The sequence below is a fragment of the Synechococcus sp. MIT S9504 genome (assembly GCF_047497135.1).
GTDB lineage: Bacteria > Cyanobacteriota > Cyanobacteriia > PCC-6307 > Cyanobiaceae > Synechococcus_C.
The window spans coordinates 91,870-113,693 of sequence record NZ_CP138942.1; the positions used below are offsets into that span (position 1 = coordinate 91,870).

The 21,824-nt window shown below is 50.1% G+C and carries 18 protein-coding genes; 11 read left to right on the plus strand and 7 right to left on the minus strand.

The window, feature by feature from the left end:
• The first annotated feature begins 700 nt into the window (after window positions 1-700).
• From SIB58_RS00475 to SIB58_RS00500, 6 genes are all read left to right on the plus strand, one after another.
• Window positions 701-964, plus strand: coding sequence for a Nif11-like leader peptide family natural product precursor (locus SIB58_RS00475; RefSeq protein WP_066910821.1), 264 nt, complete (start codon window positions 701-703; stop codon window positions 962-964).
• Between the two features lie 358 nt (window positions 965-1,322).
• Window positions 1,323-1,751, plus strand: coding sequence for a hypothetical protein (locus SIB58_RS00480; protein ID WP_414494689.1), 429 nt, complete (start codon window positions 1,323-1,325; stop codon window positions 1,749-1,751).
• Window positions 1,752-2,339: 588 nt separating this feature from the next.
• A complete protein-coding gene (locus SIB58_RS00485; protein WP_066910815.1) occupies window positions 2,340-2,612 on the plus strand; it encodes a DUF3303 domain-containing protein in 273 nt (90 codons plus the stop codon).
• A 1,682-nt stretch (window positions 2,613-4,294) separates the two neighbouring features.
• A complete protein-coding gene (locus SIB58_RS00490; RefSeq protein WP_066910812.1) occupies window positions 4,295-5,329 on the plus strand; it encodes a chlorophyll a/b binding light-harvesting protein in 1,035 nt (344 codons plus the stop codon).
• A 702-nt stretch (window positions 5,330-6,031) separates the two neighbouring features.
• Window positions 6,032-6,793, plus strand: coding sequence for an alpha/beta fold hydrolase (locus SIB58_RS00495; RefSeq protein WP_067327075.1), 762 nt, complete (start codon window positions 6,032-6,034; stop codon window positions 6,791-6,793).
• Window positions 6,794-6,795: 2 nt separating this feature from the next.
• The gene (locus SIB58_RS00500) at window positions 6,796-7,755 is read left to right on the plus strand and encodes an NAD(P)/FAD-dependent oxidoreductase (RefSeq protein WP_066910809.1); all 960 of its coding nucleotides are present in this window, start codon (window positions 6,796-6,798) and stop codon (window positions 7,753-7,755) included.
• A gap of 83 nt (window positions 7,756-7,838) precedes the next feature.
• Here the strand turns inward: SIB58_RS00500 and fldA are convergent, their stop codons facing one another.
• From fldA to SIB58_RS00520, 4 genes are all read right to left on the minus strand, one after another.
• A complete protein-coding gene (gene fldA / locus SIB58_RS00505; protein WP_066910806.1) occupies window positions 7,839-8,345 on the minus strand; it encodes a flavodoxin FldA in 507 nt (168 codons plus the stop codon).
• A gap of 154 nt (window positions 8,346-8,499) precedes the next feature.
• The gene (locus SIB58_RS00510; RefSeq protein ID WP_156486754.1) at window positions 8,500-8,667 is read right to left on the minus strand and encodes a hypothetical protein; all 168 of its coding nucleotides are present in this window, start codon (window positions 8,665-8,667) and stop codon (window positions 8,500-8,502) included.
• A 444-nt stretch (window positions 8,668-9,111) separates the two neighbouring features.
• The gene (locus tag SIB58_RS00515) at window positions 9,112-10,782 is read right to left on the minus strand and encodes a SulP family inorganic anion transporter (RefSeq protein ID WP_067327040.1); all 1,671 of its coding nucleotides are present in this window, start codon (window positions 10,780-10,782) and stop codon (window positions 9,112-9,114) included.
• Between the two features lie 4 nt (window positions 10,783-10,786).
• Entirely contained in the window at window positions 10,787-11,155 is a 369-nt protein-coding gene (locus SIB58_RS00520; RefSeq protein ID WP_066910798.1) for a hypothetical protein, read from the minus strand.
• A gap of 117 nt (window positions 11,156-11,272) precedes the next feature.
• Between SIB58_RS00520 and SIB58_RS00525 the strand changes: the two genes are divergently transcribed.
• Genes SIB58_RS00525 through SIB58_RS00535 form a run of 3 tightly spaced genes read left to right on the plus strand, consistent with a single transcriptional unit; the run spans window position 11,273 to window position 14,999 of the window.
• The gene (locus SIB58_RS00525) at window positions 11,273-12,280 is read left to right on the plus strand and encodes a DnaJ C-terminal domain-containing protein (protein ID WP_066910795.1); all 1,008 of its coding nucleotides are present in this window, start codon (window positions 11,273-11,275) and stop codon (window positions 12,278-12,280) included.
• A 52-nt stretch (window positions 12,281-12,332) separates the two neighbouring features.
• Complete coding sequence (hemB, locus tag SIB58_RS00530) at window positions 12,333-13,331, plus strand: porphobilinogen synthase (RefSeq protein WP_066910792.1); 999 nt, start codon at window positions 12,333-12,335, stop codon at window positions 13,329-13,331.
• 27 nt (window positions 13,332-13,358) lie between these two features.
• Complete coding sequence (locus tag SIB58_RS00535) at window positions 13,359-14,999, plus strand: TolC family protein (protein WP_067327038.1); 1,641 nt, start codon at window positions 13,359-13,361, stop codon at window positions 14,997-14,999.
• Here SIB58_RS00535 and SIB58_RS00540 read toward each other — a convergent pair.
• Window positions 14,996-16,015: an HlyD family secretion protein gene (locus tag SIB58_RS00540; RefSeq protein WP_231857162.1), complete on the minus strand. Its 1,020-nt coding sequence runs from the start codon at window positions 16,013-16,015 to the stop codon at window positions 14,996-14,998. The genes SIB58_RS00535 and SIB58_RS00540 overlap by 4 nt on opposite strands.
• Window positions 16,016-16,071: 56 nt before the next feature.
• Window positions 16,072-17,637, minus strand: a complete 1,566-nt coding sequence (locus tag SIB58_RS00545; RefSeq protein ID WP_082823424.1) for an MFS transporter — start codon at window positions 17,635-17,637, stop codon at window positions 16,072-16,074.
• Between the two features lie 165 nt (window positions 17,638-17,802).
• Between SIB58_RS00545 and SIB58_RS00550 the strand changes: the two genes are divergently transcribed.
• Both SIB58_RS00550 and SIB58_RS00555 read left to right on the plus strand, forming a co-directional pair.
• Entirely contained in the window at window positions 17,803-18,201 is a 399-nt protein-coding gene (locus SIB58_RS00550) for a VOC family protein (RefSeq protein WP_066910783.1), read from the plus strand.
• Window positions 18,201-20,576, plus strand: coding sequence for an endonuclease MutS2 (locus tag SIB58_RS00555; protein ID WP_067327036.1), 2,376 nt, complete (start codon window positions 18,201-18,203; stop codon window positions 20,574-20,576). Before SIB58_RS00550 ends, SIB58_RS00555 begins: the two co-directional genes overlap by 1 nt.
• A gap of 13 nt (window positions 20,577-20,589) precedes the next feature.
• On the opposite strand, the gene SIB58_RS00560 is transcribed toward SIB58_RS00555, so the two are convergent.
• Window positions 20,590-21,822 (minus strand): ABC transporter ATP-binding protein, encoded by a 1,233-nt coding sequence (locus tag SIB58_RS00560; RefSeq protein ID WP_067327033.1) that lies wholly within the window; start codon window positions 21,820-21,822, stop codon window positions 20,590-20,592.
• Window positions 21,823-21,824 lie beyond the last annotated feature (2 nt).

Here is a 21,824-nt window from a genome sequence, read left to right on the forward strand (position 1 = left end):
ACTATATGGAAGTTGCATCACGAATCAAAAAGTAAAAACGAACTCCTTGATCTTTGGGCTGCAATCAGTTTTTAGTATTTATGAGTCCTCTTGATTATTTCTTGAGCCTTTTCACAAACGAACTGTTGACTCGTGCATAATTGACGCCCTAGCTGAAAATCTGAACGTTGCTATATTCGTAACCCTGCTTAAGGTTAATTAAATAGGGTCTCAGTATCCATGCACTTTATTGCGGCTTCTGATGAAAATATTGACTTCGTTTGGGGGAAGATTGTTGAAGAGATGAGCAGAGATTTTTCTAAACTTATTTGTCCCAATGCTTCCAGTTTCATTACAACCAAAGACGGACTTGAGTGCAATGTGCGTAGTGCTAACGGAGAATTGTTGGCAAATTGTTATTCAGAGGACGATCGAATGGGAGGTAGGAGATGGACAATCAACCTTGTGAAATGAATCAATATGCAGATTTCTTCAAGTTAGAGTAGTTAATATTAAATCTTTCAGCCTCTACTCAGTATTGATTTACACAAAATAATCGACTTTCGTTTCCCTAGCGACTTTAGACACATCTTATCAGGGTTTAAATCCAAATTATTCAATAAACCTCAACAGTTTCAGTGTTTATCTTCATTTAAGATATTTATTTTTTTCTAACCAAGGCATTAATTGCTTGTAGCTTGAGCTGGCTTCCTTCCTTTTTATGAATCATCACGATCCTGTTCCCTTTTATATGGGCAGATTGAAAAAGTGTCAGCAGTCAGAACAAGATCTCTGCGCTTTCCTTTCTCGCCTCAAGCAGGATGACGCTCTTCAACATCAAATCAGCAAGGCAAATAACGAAGATCATGTTGTTCAAATTGCCTTGAGCGAGGGGTTTGTTCTAGACAAAGAAAAGTTTTGGCTATACGAATCAAAAGATTTCAAGAGATGTGTTGAGCGTCGTGGCTTTTATTCAAAACAATAATGATGAACTATCGTCAGTTCAATACCTAAATCACTGACACTCAATAGAATCTGAATCGGCACAATATTGTTCCTCAGTTTTGCGCCACTGTTGCACTATAAACATCGTTTAGTGGCAAAGCTTGTTGTTCATTTCTTGTTGGCCACCTTTAAGGTCTTAATATGATTGCTTTCATTTAAGTATGCACTGTTTTGTATGCTGAATTTCCTCGCTGTGTGATCCAAGTGCGTCAATCGATACATGTCCTTGCTAATTTGCAGTTGCCGATTCTCTTGTTATGCACCAATGTTGATTTGAAAGTGTATCCGTCATGGGTTTCTTGAAAAGTCAATTTTTTTCAATTTTTTTGATTTTTTTCTTGATTTTCTCAGTCTCTGTTACTGCTGTTCAAGCACTTGATTTTGAGCTTAGTCAACTAGATCTCATGAAATGCGATACTGCTGATCCTGCTTCTAAACAGCCGAAAGGCTATCGTTCTGGATGTTATATCTTGAAAGGACAGATTAAGAGTACCGCTAAAAGTTTGATTAAGGACGTTGATGTTTTTGCATTCATTTATGATGCTTCTGGTGAGGAAGTATTGCCAAACCGACCTAGGATTGGTTCTATCAATAACGTGCCCGTAGGCATTAGTCAATTCTCTGTACGTGTACCAATTCCATCCTTTGCAGTTCCTCCCTTTACGATTAAAAAAGCAAAAGCTAAGGTCGCAATACCGGTTCCAACAATTTCCAAAGATTCTTCTGATGATGACATACTTCCATTGGAGCGTGGTATTGAAGGATAATAGAGATTGTCGTTGCGAATGAGAAATTGCGCCCCTTTTAGTTAGCTAATTATTACCAATTTACTGCATTTTTTATTTACATTGCCCTTTTGCCAGGTTTTTTGCAGCTCGCATGATGTTAACCAAGCTATTAGTCAATTAATTGTTGATCTCCAGTCTTTGCTCCTATGGTCAACTCATCGGTATCAAGTCTTGACTTTGACCTTGAGTTTATTGATTCTGTCTGCTTCATGTGAATATGTTTTATCGTTAATGTCTTCGTTGAGCCGTAGCTTTTTCCGGCTTTTGGCATCAGTTTCTTTGTTTTTACATCATTGGGCTGATCCCGATCTGCCCCTTCAGATTACACATAGTGAGATCGATTTATCGATTAATGAGTATGAGATGTGAATGTACTTTGATCGGCTTATCGACTAAATTTTTGGTTAATCAACTTTAGCTGAGTTATTGACCGGTTTCTTTCAGAACCACGTTGATTGATTTATTTGAATTACATCAATCAATAAATCGTTTGTACCTTTTCACGACTTTTGATCACTTCCTTTTTCTTTGATTTTGTGCGATTCTACTCGAGTCAACGATTTTCTTATGACTTTTTTGATGCATTGGTCTTTTAAGACCGGATATCACGAGATCGCAGCCAAGAAATTTTTGTCAACTGGAGCACCTTTTCCAGCTTGCAAGTCCTGGAAGCGTTTTCATGGTCCAGGTTCTGTCGAGGGTTGGATCCTTGTCGAAGCCGAGAGCGCTGACGCCTGTTATGAACATGCTGCTGAATGGGCAGAATGCCTTGATTGGGAAGTGACACCAGTTCTTACTGATGAACAGGCCGGTCCACTGATTGCTAAGGCATACAGTTGATCATTAATCATTAAGATTCATACAATGCTTCACTGAATGGGGTGGGGCATTATGTAGTAAGCAACCACTGGTTGATATGATCACCCTAAGAGACGTATTCAACCCAGGTTCGGACGTCAACGTGCCAATCGTTTTTTTGAGGCGTAAGATACTCGGCTAGCCTTGATTTGATCATGTTGTTCTCGGTGCTGTTCGTTCAACAAACGCGCCCAACGGTCGTTTCCCTAACCTTTTTTGAATGATGCGAGCTAATCAATGGTGATTCTAGAAATGAAGCAATTTTTATAAATATCAACTACTCTGCCCATCTGAATCACTCATTCATTTGGTTTTGTTTTTGCTTTGACCTCCAGTCATTTTTTGAGAGCTCTTCATATGGCGTCTATTAGCTTTTTTCTAATCAGGCTCTTCTGGCTTGTAGCATCTTGCGCCCTTGGCTCGATATGATGATTCTCCGCTTCGTTAAAAATGTTGTGATCCTCGCTGGTTTCTCGACCACAATTAAAGGGCGACTTGGATAATCGCTGCTCTTTCAGTTAACAGCTGACTTGAGTATGATGCAGGTGGGCACCGGCATCGGGATTAAGGAGTTGTCGGGCTGACAACTCCTCGATCCATTTCCAAACAGTTTTAGTTGTTGAATTATTAAATAGAGCTTTTTAATCAAAGTACTATTTTATTAGTTTTATTATTTTTAGGGCCGTGGTAAGTTTCTGGGATTGATTACAAAGCATTTGATATCTCGCATAATTGATTTTTGTGAGACAAATAAATACTCAGAAATTGTTTTGTAAGTCCAACCTTGCTGCCTGAGGGCCATGGCTATTCTCACGCGCTTGCTTCTCCAACCCTCGCTTGGCCCTAATCGTCTTGATATCTGATTTGGCGAGCTCACTGATATGCGCGGATTATCGATTGCTTGATTATCGGCTTCCGAGTGACGGTTCCATGTCAATAATGATTGAATCCTCTGTAGATTATGAATTTTGCAATTGAGCTGGTGCTTTAGATCTGCGGCCCATCTTTTGTTCTCTATGTTCGATAAGAGTCCTGTAGAGCTGATTTTTACGGCATCGTATGCTCTGGCTCGGGGTGATTGAAGTGACGCGAGCTTGGCTTTCGGGTGGTCTAATTTAATTAAATCATACTCTTTTGTTGCTATCAATGCCGTTGATTTGATTATAATATTATTAATTTGTCTTCATCTTAGTCTCTCGAGCTTGCGAGCATGAGGTTGAAATTTATTCGATGTAGGCAGCTAGTTTTATGTAATAATTCTCGATTTTGCATGCATTAGTTAGTCTTTTGTTCTTTTGATTTGACTTTTTTGCGGATATGCCCACCTGCTTCAATTTTAATCTGGTTTGTGTGATGATCTGAATTGATTTGAATATCTTAAATTTGCTCTGCAACTTAGACTCAGACTGCTTTTAAGGGCTTTTGGCGCCTTCCTTTTTCGTTCTTTACAGCACGTATTGCATTCCGCCAAGCAACATTTACCTTTCACAAGGTTTTGCCCGACCTCAATGCCGCTTCGGCCAAGGCGTTGTCATACGCTACTTTCGGTGGTTGCAAAAGAAATTTGCACATGTCTCATAAATTTTTAGGTTGAAAACTATTGTTAACGGATGATTAGACCAAATTGATTGGTTATTAGGTTGTGAATGCCTTTCATTTTCCCAATGCAATCGTATGGAAATTCATCAGTCACTTATGACTGGTGGGCGGGAAATTCTGGAGTAGCGAAGCGCTCCGGCTCTTTCATCGCTGCGCATGCTGCCCATGCCGGTCTCATCATGTTCTGGGCCGGAGCATTCACTCTCTTTGAACTCGCTCGATACGACGGCTCCCTACCTATGGGTGAACAGGGCCTGATCCTCATCCCTCACCTCGCCGGTTTAGGTATGGGCGTTGGTGATGGTGGGGTCATTGTTGACCAGCAGCCACTGATCGTTGTTGCTGCGACTCACCTTGTTTCATCAGCGGTGTTAGGCGCCGCCGGTATCTGGCATACGCTTCGTTGCCCCAAGGACCTTTCAGAGACCACAGGCCGTGCCAAAAAGTTTGATTTCAGCTGGGACGACCCTAAAAAGCTGACCTTCATTCTTGGTCACCACCTGATTTTCCTTGGTCTTGGAGTCATCGCATTCGTCGAATGGGCTCGTGTTCACGGAATTTATGATGCTTCTCTTGGAGCTGTCCGCACTGTTGAACCAAACATCGATCTCGGAATGGTCTGGGGTTATCAAACCAACTTCCTGACCATCAGCAGTCTTGAAGATGTGATGGGTGGCCATGCTGTTCTGGCATTCATTCTCACTTTCGGTGGCGTTTGGCATATCATCAGTTCCCCCTTTGGTCCTTTCAAGAAAGTCCTGATTTACAACGGTGAGTCGATCCTTTCCTACTCCCTTGCAGGCATCGCATTGATGGGTTTTGTAACTGCCATTTGGTGTGCACAAAACACGACGATCTATCCGGTGGAATTGTATGGAGCTCCTTTGAAGCTCAATTTTGCATTTTCCCCGTATTTCACTGATACTTCCACACTCCCCGGAGATGCCCACACTGCTCGTGCATGGCTGGCAAATACTCATTTCTATCTTGCCTTCTTCTTCCTTCAGGGACATCTCTGGCATGCTCTGAGAGGCATGGGTTTCAACTTCAAGAGTGTTGTTAATGCTTTTGAATCCATGGACAAAGCTAAAATCAACTGATTTTTAATCAATCGTTCTGCTCTAAAGCTCCTCTACTGAGGGGCTTTTTTTGTCTATTTGTTTTGAGACTTGCATCTCCGAACTGTTTTGAGCCATCCATTTTTGACTTGGCCATGCGCTTTTGTTTGAGACCAATGACACTTGGACTTGCCATTCTTTCAGTCAGTTTTGTTACGAGCTTGAGTCATTGTCACGATCTCTCTGCTCTTTCTGAGTAAGCCGTCCTGGGCTATGAATTGACCGAGCTAGTTATGCTCTGAAGATCTGATGTGATCGTCTTTTTTGGACGATCCAAGGCAACATAAGACTCGTGTCTGTATTTCATTTGATGCGACCTGGACGGCCTTCGTGCATTTATTTTTGCTTAAGGATTGTTGCTTGCTCTTTTGTTCAACGGTCAATCTGAATTGCTCTCCTCGTGTTCCAAGGTTGTTGATTTATACCTTGAAACAACTTGTTCTGGCTCCATTTCGGACAGTGCTTATGAGTCTCTAATCTGTCTTGAGGCATCTGCTGACAAGATCGATCAAAAGCTCATTCAGCATTTAAAACGCCGCATCTTGCAGGGCTCAATCGCTGTGATTAATTCCGCGGCGTAGTTATATCACCTACTTTCTGTGACTCCATTTTATACAACAGCTTGTTAGTTGTGCAGTCTTGGCAGTGCTGTGCTCTTTCAAAATAATTGAAATGGTGCAACATATGCCTCAAGACAAGGTCCTTTGGATTGATCTGCAGCCGACCTTGCATTGCCTCAATAAACGTGTTGCCCAATTATTAAGTAGGTCGTTCGCTGTTCAGCGTTGGTCCTTCCAGCATGATCTGGATGAGTCATGTTCTGTAACCACTGTTCTGAACTTGCTTCGACAGACTCTTGTTGCGTCTTCTGAGCCAATGCATCTGGTTGGCCACGGCATCAGTGGCACGGTTGCCTGCCTTTTTGCAGAAAAGTACCCTGGCCTGGTAAAATCTCTTACATTGCTCTCTGTCGATACTCTTTCAGTCAATCACTGGTCCTCTCATTACCTGGACCTGCGGAGTCAATTGCCAATTTCGAGGCAAGCCATTTTGAGTCATCTGTCGTCCTTGCTCTTCTTCAGTAACAATGCGCGTACTGGTGAGATACTTCCTTGCCTTCTTGCTAAGTGTTTAGATACTGAATTCATTCAAGGTTCTATTGTTAATCAACAAACTACCAAGAATTTGCACGCTCCCGAAGTCCCAACTTTTGTCTTAAATGGCGAATTTGATTTTGTTGTTGACAGTAATGCGCACGACCGCTGGTCTGAAACGCTAAAATCTGGAGATCGTTATGTTTGTATGAAAAAAGGGCGTCATTTCTTTCAGTTTGATCAGGCTCAACAAGTGGCAGATTTGATTATTGCTTTCATTCAAATGGTTCCTGGTGAATGGATTAACCGCGAGCTTAATGCAAATGATTTTACTTCTCTCGCTTGGAGCTGATTATGTCAGATATCTTTGAAGCCGATGTCATTATCGTTGGTGGTGGACCAGCCGGATGCGCATGTGCTCTTTACACCGCTCGTTCTTCGTTAAAAACCTATATTTTAGATAAAAATCCAGCAGTGGGAGCTCTTGCAATTACTCATAAGATCGCAAATTATCCTGGTGTGCCAGCAGATACTTCTGGCGCGGACCTGCTCAAAACGATGAGAGATCAAGCGGTTAGTTATGGGGCTAATTATCAGCAAGTGCAAGTTTATGGAATTGATTTATCTGGACCTGAAAAAACTGTTTATACACCAGAGGGCACCTTTAAAGGAAAAACTCTTGTTCTTGCCACTGGGGCAATGGGGCGTACATCAACACTTCCCGGAGAAGATCAGTACCTTGGGCGAGGAGTTAGTTATTGCGCTACTTGTGATGGTGCATTTTATAAGAATCAGCAAGTAGCAGTTTATGGCTCTAATCAAGAAGCTATTGATGAGGCTCTTGTTTTAACTAAATTTGCTTCAACTGTTCATTGGATTACAAATAGTAAGCCAAATGCAAACAGTACGGGTCTATCTCAGCTTCAAGCTTCTCCTAATGTTCAGCATTGGAAACGTACACGCTTGACTTCTGTTGATGGTGATGATTCGGGCGTCACAGCTGTTAAGCTCCAAGAATCAGGCAGCCAAGAAGACACTCATTTAGATGTTAATGGTGTTTTTGTTTACTCGTCTGGTAGTTTGCCAATTACCGATTATTTACATGGACAGATTCCTTTGAATGAAGAGGGTGGTGTTGTGGTCAACGACGACATGATGACTAGCCTCGATGGAGTTTGGGCTATTGGTGATATTCGTAATACGCCCTTCAAGCAGGCCGTTGTTGCTTGTTCCGACGGCTGTATCGCAGCCATGTCGATTGATAAGTTTTTGAATCAGCGCAAGGAAATTCGGGTCGATTGGGTTCATCGCTAAAGGAGTCCCAACCTTTCGGCTTTCATCGAAACATAAAAAAGCGCCCGAGGGCGCTTTTGATTAACTATAAGTGCTGAAAAAAATCAGGCTTCAGAATTGATCTGCTGCACCCAGGCAGAGAGGCGCTGATCGGTCAATTCAGACTCATTATCTTCGTCGATAGGAAGTCCACAGAACTTACCGTCGATTACGCTCTTTGATTCATCGAAGGTATAACCTTCAGGTGAAACCTGGCCGATCATTTTCGCGCCAGATTTTTGGAATGCGCTGTACAGCTCTTCCATGGCGTCGCAAAAATAGTCTCCGTAACCGGAAGAGTCGCCCAGCCCAAGGATGGCAACGGGCTTACCGCCAAAATCTTGACCGGGAATTTCAGTAATCAGATCGTCCCAGGCTGTGCCTGAACGTGCTTCATCAGCACCTGTATTCCACGTTGGAATGCAGCAAACGAGGGCTTCTGCAGAAGCCAATTCGTCTACACCGCTGATGCTGTCAACATCTTTGGCATCAGTCCCCAGGAGTTCCTTCAGGCGGTCGGCTATATCTTCCGTTTTGCCCGTTGATGTTGCAAAGAAAATCGTGAAAGCCATAGGAATTGGATAACTGAATCATCATCCTTGCTTCAGGGCGGGACTGTTCCCGCTTTTGACGCGCTGCTTGGTTGTATGCGACACACTGGCTTGTGATTTTGCTACAACCTTGTGACATTTTGTGTTGAGCCTGCTGTTTTTTGCGCAGTTACAGTCAAATCCGTAACGGCATCTGTTTTCTCGTTGTCATTTCGCGATATTCCGACAGTGCCTGGTCGAAACCAGCCTCTCTGACCCTCGTTAACCAGTGCTTGCGTTTCAGGGAATCAGATTCGATGTAGTCAATAAATGCTTCCAGAGTCTGCTTGCCTGCCAGAGCCATGCCCACCTGCTTTTCTCGATAAACCATATCCTTCGGTGCTCTTATTTTCGGCTTGACTTTTACGCGGCTATGTATCGATTGTCGAGGTACTGTTTTGAGGTTTAGAACATCAAGAACTTTTATTGCGCTGCGAGCTTAGGAAATTTTCATCGCTGCTTCTTGCTTTCGCTTCAGTCCCCTCGTATCGATGGCCGATTTTCGGTCGATTGGTGGACTTCGGGCCGATTTTGTCGTGAGAGTGTTATGGAGACCTCGCTGATTGGTCATTTTGTTTTCTGTTGGCAGCGCTTGCGCTTCGACTAAATGGTTTTTCCTCACTGTTTATTCTAATTTGATTCTGACTTGAGGTTGAGTGAGGTTTTTCGAGTTTTAGACTCAGTGTGGGTTGTTTTTGATTGCATTTTTATTTCCTTAATTTTGTTTTTTATTCAGTGAATTCTAGTTTCAATCTTTTTCATAAGTGATTTGTTCATTCTTCTTGTTGATTCGATTTGCGGCCTGTTCCAATGCTTGATCTCTGTTGTCGACGAGATGCTCGATTCCAAACTGGGCTAGTCGTTGTTTCACTTTGCCGCTTGCACCTGCCACAAGAACTGTTCTCTGTTGTCGCTCGGCTTCTTTGACCATTCGCTCGATGGCCAGGCTTGCCGTGACTCCTAGATGTGGCACATCGGTGATATCAAGAAGTAAGACTTTATATTTCCTCACCAACATCATTCTTTCACTGATTCCCTTCGCTGCGCCAAAACTCAAGGGGCCCTGCATGCGGAACAGAATGAGATCGTCACCGCAACGTTTCAGCAAATCTTGCTCTCGCGTCGTGAGATGTCCTGTTTCTGTGTCCATGTTGCCGAGCTGATGTTGGGTTAGCGATTCAATGGTGAGCAGATTGGCCACGAACATTCCGATAAGCACCGCGCCAATCAGGTCCCAGAACACTGTCATCAACAGAACTCCCCACATCACCAGGGCGGTCTTGAATGACAGTCTGTGGGCCCGCAGCAGGAAGCCCCAGTCGATGATGTCGAGTCCAACCTTGATCAGGATTCCCGCCAGCAGTGCTGTGGGGATCCCTTCGGCCAGTGGACCGGCGCCTAAGAGCAAAACAAGCAGGACCAATGAATGGGTCATGCCGGAGAGCGGAGTCTTTCCTCCTGACCGGATGTTGATCACAGTTCGCATCGTTGCGCCTGCGCCCGGGAGCCCGCTGAATAGTCCCGAGATGCTGTTGGCAATGCCTTGACCCACCAGTTCCCGGTCTGAGCGATGGCGGCTCTGACTGATGTTGTCAGCGACCAGTGATGTCAGCAATGAATCAATGGCTCCGAGCACTGCGAGCACGATTCCCGCTTTCAGCAACAGCGGTAGGTGGTTGCTCCAGTCCGGAGCGTTGAAGCTGAGTCCACCCTCAGGGATTGACCCAATTCGTGGAATGTTTTCTGGAAACAGCCAAAGAGCTATAGGTGTAATCAGTAGAAGGCCCAACAAAGGTGAAGGAATCACCTTGGTAATCCGTCTTGGCGTAGCGAAAACCACCACAAGTGTTGCGATGCCCACTGCTACTGCTGCAGGGTTTGGCGTGAAATTGGAGCTCACCATCTGCAGTGATGGCACAACTCCTCCCTGGCTGCTGATCCCCAGGAGAGGGCCAATCTGAAGGCAAAAAATAATCACGCCGATCCCCGACATGAATCCGGAAACCACTGAGTAGGGCACCAGGGTGATGTAACGCCCCAAGCGAAGCACCCCCATCAGGATCTGCAGCAACCCTCCAAGAACCACAGCCGCCATCACCATGGAGAGCATGTCTCCCTGACTGAGTTCACGGCTTGTTCCCACAGCAGCAAGACTGCTAACGACGCCGGCGACTGTGACACTCATCGGGCCTGTTGGGCCGCTGACCTGGGCTGGTGTACCCCCAAACAGTGCGGCAAGAAATCCCGTGATGATTGCTCCGTAGAGACCGTAAATCGCACCTCCTGGCCCCAGTGCCGCATTGCCGAATGCGAGGGCGAGCGGCAGGGCCACCACAGCAGCAGTGACACCACCTGTGAGATCTCCTCGCCAGTGTCGCCGATGAAACCCGTTGATCAGGGGATGCCTGCTCGCGGACATGGTTTCAGGGGTTCTGGGGCATTCCCGACCAGATCTGCAGATCCTCCAGGGATTGAACGCCTACCCGTCGCTCACCGTTCGGCAGGATCCAGGTGGGATAGGCCTGGATTTTCTCTTGCTTGCAGGCAGCCGCTTGGATCGGCAGTTCCTTAGGTTTGGCGCATTCCACATAGGGGAGACGTATTGCTGCGTCGCCGAACAGACGTCCCTGGTGCTGACAGGCTGGACAACGCCATGATCCGTAATAGGTGACCTTGGTTCGGCTCAGGTGATCAGCAAGAGCTCCAGGGTCGGGGGCTGCTTTGGCAGAGCCACTTCCCACCAATGCGATGTTGGCACTACTGAGTGCGGCAAGCAGAAGAACTTTGAGCATTCGCGAAATGTACGTGTGTTCCGACGTACGGGCATCCGGCCTCCTCAATCGGTGCCGAACCCCGGACGGAACTGGGACACTGAGACCAACCGGAGCTCCTGAAGCTCAGCGATCACAATGGCCGGCAGTGGATACCGCGACTACTTCAAGGTGCTCGGGGTAGAGCGCAATGCTGATGCCGATGCGATCAAGCGGGCTTTTCGCAAGTTGGCGCGTCAATACCACCCTGACGTGAATCCTGGAGACGCCAATGCTGAGGCCAAATTCAAGGAGGTGAGCGAGGCCTATGAGGTGCTTTCCGATCCGGACAAGCGCCGTCGATATGAACAGTTTGGTCAGTACTGGAATCAGGCTGGGGCTGCTGGTTCAGGGGCTGGAGCCGGAGGGTTTGATGTTGATTTTGGCCGATACGGCAACTTCGACGATTTCATCAATGACCTGCTCGGTCGTTTCGGCAGCCCCGGTAATGCAGGCTTTGGCGGTGGCCCAGGCGGATTCGCCGGCGGTGGTTTTCCTGGTGGGGGCTTCCCGGGCGGAGGGTTCGCCGGCGGTGGTGGTTTCCCCCGAGGGGCCTCGAGGACTCCCTTGAATCTCGATGCTGAAGCCAGCGTGAAAGTGAGCTTTGCGGAGGCTTTCAGAGGTGCTGAGAGGACGTTGTCTGTCAACGATGAGCGAGTCCAAGTCAGAATCCCACCTGGGGTCAAAACAGGGTCCAGACTGCGGCTCAAAGGCAAGGGAAATCTTCAGCCGGGAACCGGACGCCGCGGCGATCTTTATCTCAATCTCGAGGTGCAGCCGCACCCGGTCTGGCGTCTCGATGGTGATCAGCTGCGAGCGGAGCTTCCCGTCTCCATCGATGAGCTTGCTCTCGGAGGCAACGTGAAAGTCATGACACCTGACGGTGAGGCGGAGGTATCGATTCCCCCCGGCACGTCTCCAGGCAGGAGTCTTCGTCTCAAAGGGAAAGGCTGGCCTTTAAAAGCAGGTCGTGGTGATTTGCTGCTCAATCTCAGCGTGCAGTGGCCCAACCAATGGTCGGATGAGCAGCGCAATCTGCTGGAAAAGCTCAGGGAAGCCCGAACGGACGATCCCCGTAGCGACTGGCTACAGAGCGCTCGCCTCTGAAGAGCGTCCGGAGGTTGACGCTTACGATCTCCAGCACTGATCAAGGTTGCTCATGGACCTCACTTACCGCCCGCGTCGCCTGCGTCGCTCGCCGGCGTTGCGTGCCATGGTTCGTGAAACCAGTCTTTCTCCAGCAGACTTCATCTACCCGTTGTTTGTGCATGAAGGTGCCGGAGTTGAGCCGATTGGCGCCATGCCGGGAGCCTGTCGATGGAGCCTCGATCAACTCACAGGAGAGGTGAAGCGTGCCTGGGATCTGGGCATCCGTTGCGTGGTGCTTTTCCCCAAGGTGGCTGAAGGACTCAAAACCGAGGATGGGGCCGAGTGCTTTAACGAAAGTGGTTTGATCCCTCGTGCTATCCGCCAGCTGAAGCAGGAGATCCCTGAGATGGCGATTATGACCGACGTCGCACTTGATCCTTATTCCTGCGATGGCCATGACGGCATCGTGAGTGAGCAGGGTGTTGTGCTCAACGATGAAACCATTGAGCAGCTCTGCAAGCAGGCTGTGATGCAGGCCCATGCCGGTGCCGATCTCATCGGTCCAAGCGACATGATGGATGGCCGTGTCGGCGCCATCCGCGAAGCCCTTGATGACGAAGGCTTCGAGCACGTGGGTGTGATCAGCTACACGGCGAAATATTCCTCTGCGTATTACGGGCCCTTTCGTGAAGCACTTGATTCAGCGCCCCGTGCGACGGGCAGCAAGCCGATTCCTAAAAACAAGGACACCTATCAGATGGATCCTGCCAATGCCAGGGAGGCCATCACCGAGGCACAGCTCGATGAGCAGGAAGGAGCTGACATCATGATGGTGAAGCCAGGTCTTGCGTACCTCGACATTATTCACCGTCTGCGTACGGAGTCTGAGCTTCCCATCGCCGCCTACAACGTCAGTGGTGAATATTCGATGGTGAAAGCAGCGGCGGAGAAAGGATGGATTGATGAGCGTTCGGTGGTTCTTGAGACGCTGCTCAGCTTCAAAAGAGCTGGAGCGGATCTGATCCTCACTTATCACGCCTGCGATGCTGCTGAATGGCTGAAGCAGTGATGATGGCTCCAACCCAGTGAGGTTTTGATGCTGCAGCCGATCGTGCCATTAGGCATTACGACCCTGTTCCTTGTCCTGACAGGGTCGATGGCAAGAGCTGCAGGTGAGCCACCAGCTCTCGTTCCTTTGATGAGGAGTTTTGAGGCTTACGCCCGGGATCTTGAGCGACTTGATCAGATCTGGGGAAAGGGTTCTTCTGATCAAGGACAAAGTGTGCTGCCGGCACTTCCCGCCCCTGCTGCAGCTGAACTGCCGATCATGCCGGTCGATGTGAAGATCGATCAGCGCATTCGTGTGGATCTTCCCCAAGCCATCGATCTGGCTGTTCGTAATGATCCATCGCTTCAGAAAAGCATTGGTGGTGTGCGTGAGCAACAAGGGTTGTTGCGTTCAATTCAAGGACGTCTTTATCCGACGGTGAGTTTCAATCTTGGAGCTGGTTATTTTCAGGAGGTTCAAAAGAATTTTGCTCTTCAGGGTAACAGTTCTCTCCTTGATATTGGTACGGACTCTCCTTTGTATGTTGCCTCTGGAGGCCAAAATCTTATCCAAACAAACATCGCAACAGGCTTTGCAGGACTGAGAGTTGATTACGAGCTGCTCAGTTTTGAGCGCAATGCTGCATTGGCTGAGTTGGGAGCTGATCTCGAGAATGCGCGTGAACTTTATGGCAACCGATTGCGCGAGTTGCAGTTGAATGTCAGTGAAGCTTATTATCAACTGCAATTAGCCAGCCAATTACGACTGATTCGGCAGGTTGTTGTCTCGAATGACGAGGTCATTCTTGATCAGGTTATTGCGATGAAAGTAGCGGGTCTAGTTCCGCGTGTAGATGTGTTACGTGCGGAAGCAAGCTTGCAGCAACAGCGCTTTTTGCTGGAACAGGCGGAGGCACAGTTGCTGAGTAGTCAAAGGCGTCTCAGCAATCTTGTGAATGTTCCTTTCAAGGTCACACTTGAAGCTCGTGAGCAGGTGAGTTTGCAGCAGCCCTGGCCTTTGGACTTGGACGAAACGATCGTAAGAGGTCTCAAGGACAACCCGCAATTGCAGGCTTTGCAGGCTGCTCGATCGGCTCTTTTACGCCAAGCCGATCGGCAAGCTGCGGAACTGTTGCCACGGATTGGGTTGTTTGCAGAAGCTGGCTATTTTGCAGGCCAATCACGATCACCTGAGATTGATCTTGATGGCTGCTGTGCATCTGTGACGATCCCCATTTTGAATTCTCAGAGCAATGATTGGGCGGCAGGTTTGCGTTTGAACTGGCGTCTTTTTGATGGTGGAATCACTGCAGGTGCAGTTGAAGCGAGCAAAGCGGCAGCTGATCAGGTTCTTCAGACTGAAGCTGCAGAAAGGAATGCTATCCGTCAGAAGCTTGAAAGTGCTTATTATGAGCATCGTGCAGCTTTGAGTCAGATTATTGCTGCCAATGCTTCTTACAAGGCTGCAAGAGATGCCTATCGTGATACGAGAGCTCGTTTTGAATTTGGCTTGGCTGACTATACAGACCTTGCCGATACGATCAGTTCATTGACACGAGCAATGGAGCAAAAGGCTGAAGCGATGACTTTTGCTAATTTGAGTTACGCTCAATTACTCAGAGAGTTGGTTGATGTGCCTCGAAATCCAGAAGATGCTGTGGATTTGCCGATTACTTTGCCGCAAACTTAGGGTTGAACTGTGTTAACCCTGGCGTGAGCAGTTGCGCCTGCGCGCAATGGATGTTGATCATTCTGTTTGAGCAAGATCCGTACTGGAAATCGTTGGGGTACCTTGACCCAGTTTCCAGTTGCATTTTCTGGGGGAAGCAATGACTCATAGGCCCCGCTGCCTCGGCTGATATTGATCACATTTCCTTTGAAAGTCTTGTTGGGATACATGTCCAGAGAGATGTTCGCGGGCATGCCCATGCGAATACGGTGAATTTGAGATTCTCGAAAATTGGCATCGACCCACCATTTACTGTTGTCAATTAGTTTGAATAGTGCTTGACCTGGCTTGACGTATTGACCTGTTCGGATGCTGAAGTTATTGCTGACATATGCATCCATTGGTGCGTAATAGCGGGTGTACCCGAGATTCACTTTTGCCTGCCCAATTTCGGCTCGGAGTGCATCGATTATTGCTTGTTGTTGGAGAACATCTTTCTCTAGTTGTGAAATGTCGATTGTTGCTGCTTTTGTTTTGGCGAGGGCTTCTAGTTTGGATGCCTGGAATTCTTGGGCTTTGGCGAGTGCAACAACCTGCTCTTGCTGTAAGTAAGCATAACGCTTTTCGTTGAGGTCAATAATCCATTGGCTGGCTTGCTGATCCTTGAGTCTTTGTTTTGATTGTAGGAGTGCTTCCTTTAATGATGATTTTTTGGCAATCGCGGCTTTTAGTCGATGCTCTTGCTGTTCTACTTTCAGCTCAAAGGGTAGTGGGGTGATTTCATAGATGAGTTGCCCTTTTTTGACGAATTCATTGGGTGAAGCATGAACTGTCTTGATGTATCCTTCCACATACGGAGATATGGTGATCGTATATGCATGAACATAGGCATCATTGGTGCCTGGATAATAATGATTGCGCACAAAATAACCCGTCAGGCCAGCCCCCAGTGCTGCGACTGCTCCTCCGATCATGATCCTTGTCCGCCAGGGCCGATGAGGCTTCTCGGCTGTCTGCTTGGAGGCGCTTTCAGTCACTACTTGAATTTTTCTGATCTCATGATTTTAACTTGATTTCATCGAGTGTCTTCATCTCATGTTTTCCGGGCCTCTGCCGGGCGGTGAAAGAAGGGCAATAAGCACAGTAAAAGTAAAACGAATCCAACCATGGTTGCGATGTTGATGTAGCTCACGACCTCGGCCTGCCGTGCGATTTCTTTGTTGATCAGTTCCAGGGATGCCTGAGACCACATTGCTCCTGTAATGCCCTGGCCATGTCCATGGAGTTGTTGGAGAAAAGGTTCCAGGGCGGTATTGCTTGGATGGATTTGCTCTCGGAATCGCGCCCAGCTGCCCTGGCTGGTGACTGTGAAAATTGCACTGGTGATCCCCCCTGAGAGGGCTTTCGCAATATTTGTTCCAAAGAAGAGTATGGAGCTGGCGCTAACCAGTAACTCAGGCGACATTGTGGTTAATGCCATCTGAATTTCCATGCAGCAGATTAAGGCAAAGCATGTGGCAATGATCACTAATTGAATTCCAATATTGATATTGTCTTGGTGAGAGCTGGTGTTCGCCATCCAAAGAGAATTCAGGGCAAATGCGAAAATTGCTGCTGAGCAAATCTTTTTCTTTTGGGCAATTGTTTTAGCCAGAACAAGTGGGCTGATCCCTGGAGATGCAAAGGCTCCGGTGATTATGGCTGCAAAGCTAAAGGGTATGAATGTTAAGGCGTAGTTCTCAATCGTATTGTTCGTTGCAATGACTAAAAAGCGGGGGACCAGAGCGAACACCATGAATAAAAAGAAGGCCACTGAGGTCAGTGTTATGACCCCAACGCAGTAATTGATGTCTTTGAAAATTCGCAGGTCGATGAGTTTTGGTTTGGTTGCCATGCGCCAGGCAAAAAGTCCAAGCAGAAGTATTGATGTCCAGAGCATTACTATATAAATCGGATCTGCAAACCACTCACGTTGATTGCCAACGATCAGAGAGAGGCTCAGAAGTCCAAAGCCTCCACTCATAAAGCTATAGCCCAACCAGTCGATTTCGTATTGTGAATCACCACCGGTTTGTGGCATTAATTTGAAGATGATTGAGACTGCAATGAGTGCAAGGATTCCGATTAAGACGTACAGAAAACGCCAGCTCAGATGCCAAGTGATCATTGCTGAAATCGGGATGCCGATACATGCTCCGGAGACGACAGCAAGTGCCACCATTCCCTTGCCCATGGTGTTGTATTCCGTTCCCAGTTCGGCACCCAAATAGCCCCCGGCCAATGCCGGAATAAAGCCCCCGCCGATTCCCTGCAAGATTCTCATCGCGATAAACAGTTGCGGATCTTGAGCGGTTGAGCTGACTAAGCAAGCAATACCAAACAGGCCTGGACCAAAAATGGTCAGTGTTTTTGCACCAAAGCGGGCTTTGAGGCTGCCGACCACAGGCATCACCAATGCTGCCGGAATGAGGAACGAAACCATGAACCACACAGACAGGTATGGCGTACCCCCCACATCACCGCTCACGTAGGTATGGGCAGGGACTCCTACGGAATCGGTCGCGAAAAAAAGCAGCTCTAGGAGGACAAAGCAAAGTGCCAGAACACCTCGGTTCGTTTGCCAGAAGCTTCTTGATTGATTGGCTGGGGTCGCAGTCACCGCGCAGGAGTGATGGCCTTGGCATTCTCCGTTGTTTCTGCGCTGAGCTCCACACTTCTCTGAATCTGAGCTGCTTCATCGCCCTTGTAATGGCTCATCCTTGCTGAATCGCTCACGTTCTGGCTGCAGATGCCCTACAGAATGTGAGGGCTTGATGAGGTCTTCATGTCTGCGGTTCAGCGCCTTGGTCATGTCGCCATCCGCGTGACCGACATGGAACGGGCAGTGAGTTTTTACACCGGGCTCGGCATGCGCATGGTTTGGGAGGCTGACGACTGGTGTTACCTCGAAGCAGGTGATTCCCGAGACGGCCTGGCGCTGCTGGGTCCCAAATACAAGGCTGCAGGTCCCCATTTCGCCTTTCACTTTCGCGATCGCGCAGAAGTTGATGTGGTGCATGACCGATTGAAGGCTTCGGGTGTCGCGGTCGGTGGGGTCCATGACCACCGCGACGGCACGGCATCGTTTTACCTGCGCGATCCCGAAGGAAACTGGCTGGAGATGCTCTATGAGCCTCCGGGGGGAATCCCCACGAATCAACCTGGAGTCACTCAGCCTGATTGATGTCCGCTCTTGAGGAAACACTGGAGCTGCTCGAGTGGCCGCGTCTCTGCCAGCATCTCTCCAGCTTCACCAGCACACACCAGGGGCGACGACACTGCTGCCGAGGCTCACTGCCGGAATCTCTCTCTGAAAGCCTCACCCTTCAGGCGAGAACGCAGGAGATGGCGAGTCTGGACGGTCTCTTGGATGGGGGTCTGAGCTTCCAGGGGGTGGGTGATCTTGACGTGATTCTGTTGCGTTGCAGCAAGGGAGGTGTTGCCTCCGGTGAAGAGCTGCTCGCAGTGGCCGACACCCTGGGCGCAGCTCGTCGTCTGCGCCGGCAGATTGATGAACCTGAGCTGAGGCCGGCTTGCACGGCTCTGCTCTCTGATGTGGCCACCCTGCCGGCGCTGGAACAACGCCTCAAGTTCGCCATTGAGGAAGGCGGTCGTGTGGCCGATCGCGCCAGTGCCGCGCTGGAGGGACTGCGTCGGCATTGGCAGGAGCTGCGTTCTCGCAGACGCGACAAGCTGCAGGATGTGATCCGGCGCTGGTCGGCACACCTTCAGGACACGGTGATCGCTGAGCGGAATGGACGACCTGTGCTGGCGGTGAAGGCGGGGGCCGGCGGCCAATGTCCGGGAATGGTTCATGACAGTTCCGCCTCGGGCAGCACAGTGTTTGTGGAGCCCAAGTCGGTGGTCGATCTGGGCAATCGATTGGCGGATCTCGACGGCAGGATCCGTGAGGAGGAGCAGCGCGTTCTCGCCGAACTCAGTACTGCTGTGGCGGAGCAGGTCGATGGTTTGCTCGCACTGATGGCGGTGCTGTTGCATCTGGATTTGGCGCTGGCCCGAGGTCGTTACGGGCAATGGCTCGGTGCTGTCCCCCCGCGGCTCGAGGCCGCCAGCGATGCTCCGTTCACGCTTCAGAATCTCCGCCATCCTCTGCTGGTGTGGCAGGAGCGCAAGGAACAGGGTCCAGCAGTGGTCCCTGTCAGCATTGAGGTCTCACCTTCTCTGAGGGTGGTTGCGATTACGGGTCCGAACACCGGAGGCAAGACCGTCACGCTCAAGAGTCTTGGACTCGCTGCACTGATGGCGCGTGCAGGCCTCTGGCTCCCCTGCAGTGGCAGTCCAATCCTGCCGTGGTGCGCCCAGGTTCTTGCTGACATTGGTGATGAACAATCACTGCAGCAGAGCTTGTCCACCTTCAGTGGCCATGTGAGGCGCATCGGGCGCATCCTGGCGGCCATCGATTCGGGCCCAGCTCCTGCTCTGGTGCTGCTTGATGAAGTTGGAGCAGGGACTGATCCAAGCGAGGGCAGTGCTTTGGCCACGGCTCTGCTGCGGGCGCTGGCCGATCGGGCCCGGCTCACCGTGGCGACAACCCACTTCGGTGAGCTCAAGGCTCTCAAGTACAGCGATTCCCGTTTCGAAAATGCATCGGTCGCTTTCGACAGTGAAACTCTCTCGCCGACGTATCACCTGCTCTGGGGAATTCCGGGTCGCAGCAATGCTCTTGCCATCGCGACGCGGCTCGGCCTCGATGAAGGAGTGATCGCCCAGGCGCGCAGTCTTCTTTCCCCGCGAGGAGACGGTGAGGCCAACAGCGTGATCCGTGGTCTCGAGGAACAGCGTCAGCGTCAGCAGGCGGCTGCCGAGGATGCGGCTGCCCTTTTGGCGCGCACTGAATTGCTGCATGAAGAGCTGCTGGCGCGGTGGGAGACACAGAAGCAACACTCCGCTGAACGGCAGGAACGGGGCAGGCAGCGCCTCGAGACCTCCATTCGCTCCGGACAGAAGGAAGTGCGTCAGCTGATCCGCCGTCTCCGTGATGATCAGGCCGATGGTGAAACGGCACGGAAGGCCGGTCAGCGCCTGCGCAAGCTGGAAGATCGTTATCGACCTGAGCAAGAGCGACGACAGCATCTGGGTTGGCGCCCTGAGGTGGGTGATCGCATCCGTGTGCTGGCACTCGGCAAAGCTGCCGAAGTGCTTGCTGTTTCCGACGATGGCTTGCAGCTAAAGGTGCGCTGTGGCGTGATGCGCAGCACCGTTGAGCTCTCGGCAGTGGAGAGTCTTGATGGACGCAAATCTGAGCCCCCGGCACCGGTGGTTCAGATCAAGGCGCGCCGAGGCAGCGGCTCTGCTGAGGTGCGGACCTCCCGCAACACGATCGATGTGCGTGGCATGCGCGTGCACGAGGCGGAGGCTGCTGTTGACGATGTTTTGCGTGGGGCCAATGGCCCTGTTTGGGTGATCCATGGCATCGGCACCGGTCGCCTGAAACGTGGCTTGCGCGACTGGTTGGCTTCACTGGCTTATGTCGAGCGTGTGGTGGATGCGGAGCAGGGTGATGGCGGCGCCGGATGCAGTGTCATCTGGGTGCGCTGAAGCGGGTTTTCCTTCAGTTCAGATCGGGAAGCACTGGTGTCTCGTCTCGCTCTGATGGGGGTATCGGCACGGGAATCGCGTTCCCCTGGTCGTCAAACAGGCGCCATCCACGCGGATCAGCATCCAGATGAATGCGACTGCCTGGTATTGCTCTGAGGCCCGGATCGGCTCTGACCTGAACCAAATGCTCCCCATCGAGCAGCCTGCAGGTGAGCAGCTGCTCATTGCCCAGCACTTCGCTGTGACTGATATCTGCCTGAAGGTTTCGGTTGGTGGCAGGTGCCACCCGGAGATCTTCCGGACGGATGCCGCCATTGAGCCGTCTCCCCTCGAGGCCTTCGAGTGCAGCGGCGAGTGGGCCCTCCACGCTCATACGTCGTTCACCCAGGTGGAGTGTCTGGCTGCGCCCCACCTGGACTGGCAGAACATTCATGGGTGGGCTGCCGATGAACTGCGCCACAAACAGGTTTGATGGCCAGCGGTAGAGCTCCATCGGTGTGCCCAGCTGCTGCAATCGCCCCTGATTGAGTACGGCGATTCGGTGACCCATGGTCATGGCCTCCACCTGATCGTGGGTCACGTACAGGGTGGTGGTACCCAGCTTTCGCTGGAGGTCCACGATGCGAGTGCGGGTGCTGCCGCGCAGCTTTGCATCGAGATTGCTCAGCGGTTCATCCATGAGAAAGACATCCGGCTGACGCGCCATGGCCCGCCCGAGGGCCACGCGTTGTTTCTGACCTCCGGAAAGCTCTTTGGGGCGTCGATCCAGCAGCTGATCCAACTCCAGGGCGTGGGCCACCTCCATCACCCGATGTTCAACCTTGGATTCCCTTTCAGATCGAACCTGAAGCAGGCGAGGCAGCTCGCGCGTGCTTCGATGCAACTGGTCATGGAGCTGCTCCATGGCACTTCGCCGGTGGCTGCGACGCAGTCCGAACGCCAGGTTGTCGCGAACGCTGAGATGCGGGTAGAGCGCATAGCTCTGGAACACCATCGCCACATTGCGCTTGGCTGGTCTCAGCTTGGTTACGGCCTGCTTCCCCACCAGGATTTCACCAGCGCTGGGTGTCTCAAGGCCTGCCATCAACCTGAGCAATGTGCTCTTGCCGCAGCCGGAAGGACCGACCAGCACCAGAAACTCACCATCTTCAATCGATAGTGAGAGGTCCCGAATCACCTCAACGGGGTTCTCACCACCACGACCTGGATAGTTCTTGCTGAGCGCCTCAAAGCGAACGCCGGCCAAGC

Bases quoted from the DNA above. Each gene is read 5' to 3' on its own strand.
- SIB58_RS00520 (WP_066910798.1), bottom strand. From the start codon at position 11,155: ATGCTCAAAGTTCTTCTGCTTGCCGCACTCAGTAGTGCCAACATCGCA.
- SIB58_RS00475 (WP_066910821.1), top strand. From the start codon at position 701: ATGAATCATCACGATCCTGTTCCCTTTTATATGGGCAGATTGAAAAAG.
- SIB58_RS00485 (WP_066910815.1), top strand. From the start codon at position 2,340: ATGACTTTTTTGATGCATTGGTCTTTTAAGACCGGATATCACGAGATC.
- fldA (WP_066910806.1), bottom strand. From the start codon at position 8,345: ATGGCTTTCACGATTTTCTTTGCAACATCAACGGGCAAAACGGAAGAT.
- SIB58_RS00555 (WP_067327036.1), top strand. From the start codon at position 18,201: ATGTCCGCTCTTGAGGAAACACTGGAGCTGCTCGAGTGGCCGCGTCTC.
- SIB58_RS00510 (WP_156486754.1), bottom strand. From the start codon at position 8,667: ATGGCTCTGGCAGGCAAGCAGACTCTGGAAGCATTTATTGACTACATC.
- SIB58_RS00550 (WP_066910783.1), top strand. From the start codon at position 17,803: ATGTCTGCGGTTCAGCGCCTTGGTCATGTCGCCATCCGCGTGACCGAC.
- hemB (WP_066910792.1), top strand. From the start codon at position 12,333: ATGGACCTCACTTACCGCCCGCGTCGCCTGCGTCGCTCGCCGGCGTTG.
- SIB58_RS00515 (WP_067327040.1), bottom strand. From the start codon at position 10,782: ATGTCCGCGAGCAGGCATCCCCTGATCAACGGGTTTCATCGGCGACAC.
- SIB58_RS00525 (WP_066910795.1), top strand. From the start codon at position 11,273: ATGGCCGGCAGTGGATACCGCGACTACTTCAAGGTGCTCGGGGTAGAG.
- SIB58_RS00535 (WP_067327038.1), top strand. From the start codon at position 13,359: ATGCTGCAGCCGATCGTGCCATTAGGCATTACGACCCTGTTCCTTGTC.
- SIB58_RS00490 (WP_066910812.1), top strand. From the start codon at position 4,295: ATGCAATCGTATGGAAATTCATCAGTCACTTATGACTGGTGGGCGGGA.
- SIB58_RS00495 (WP_067327075.1), top strand. From the start codon at position 6,032: ATGCCTCAAGACAAGGTCCTTTGGATTGATCTGCAGCCGACCTTGCAT.
- SIB58_RS00500 (WP_066910809.1), top strand. From the start codon at position 6,796: ATGTCAGATATCTTTGAAGCCGATGTCATTATCGTTGGTGGTGGACCA.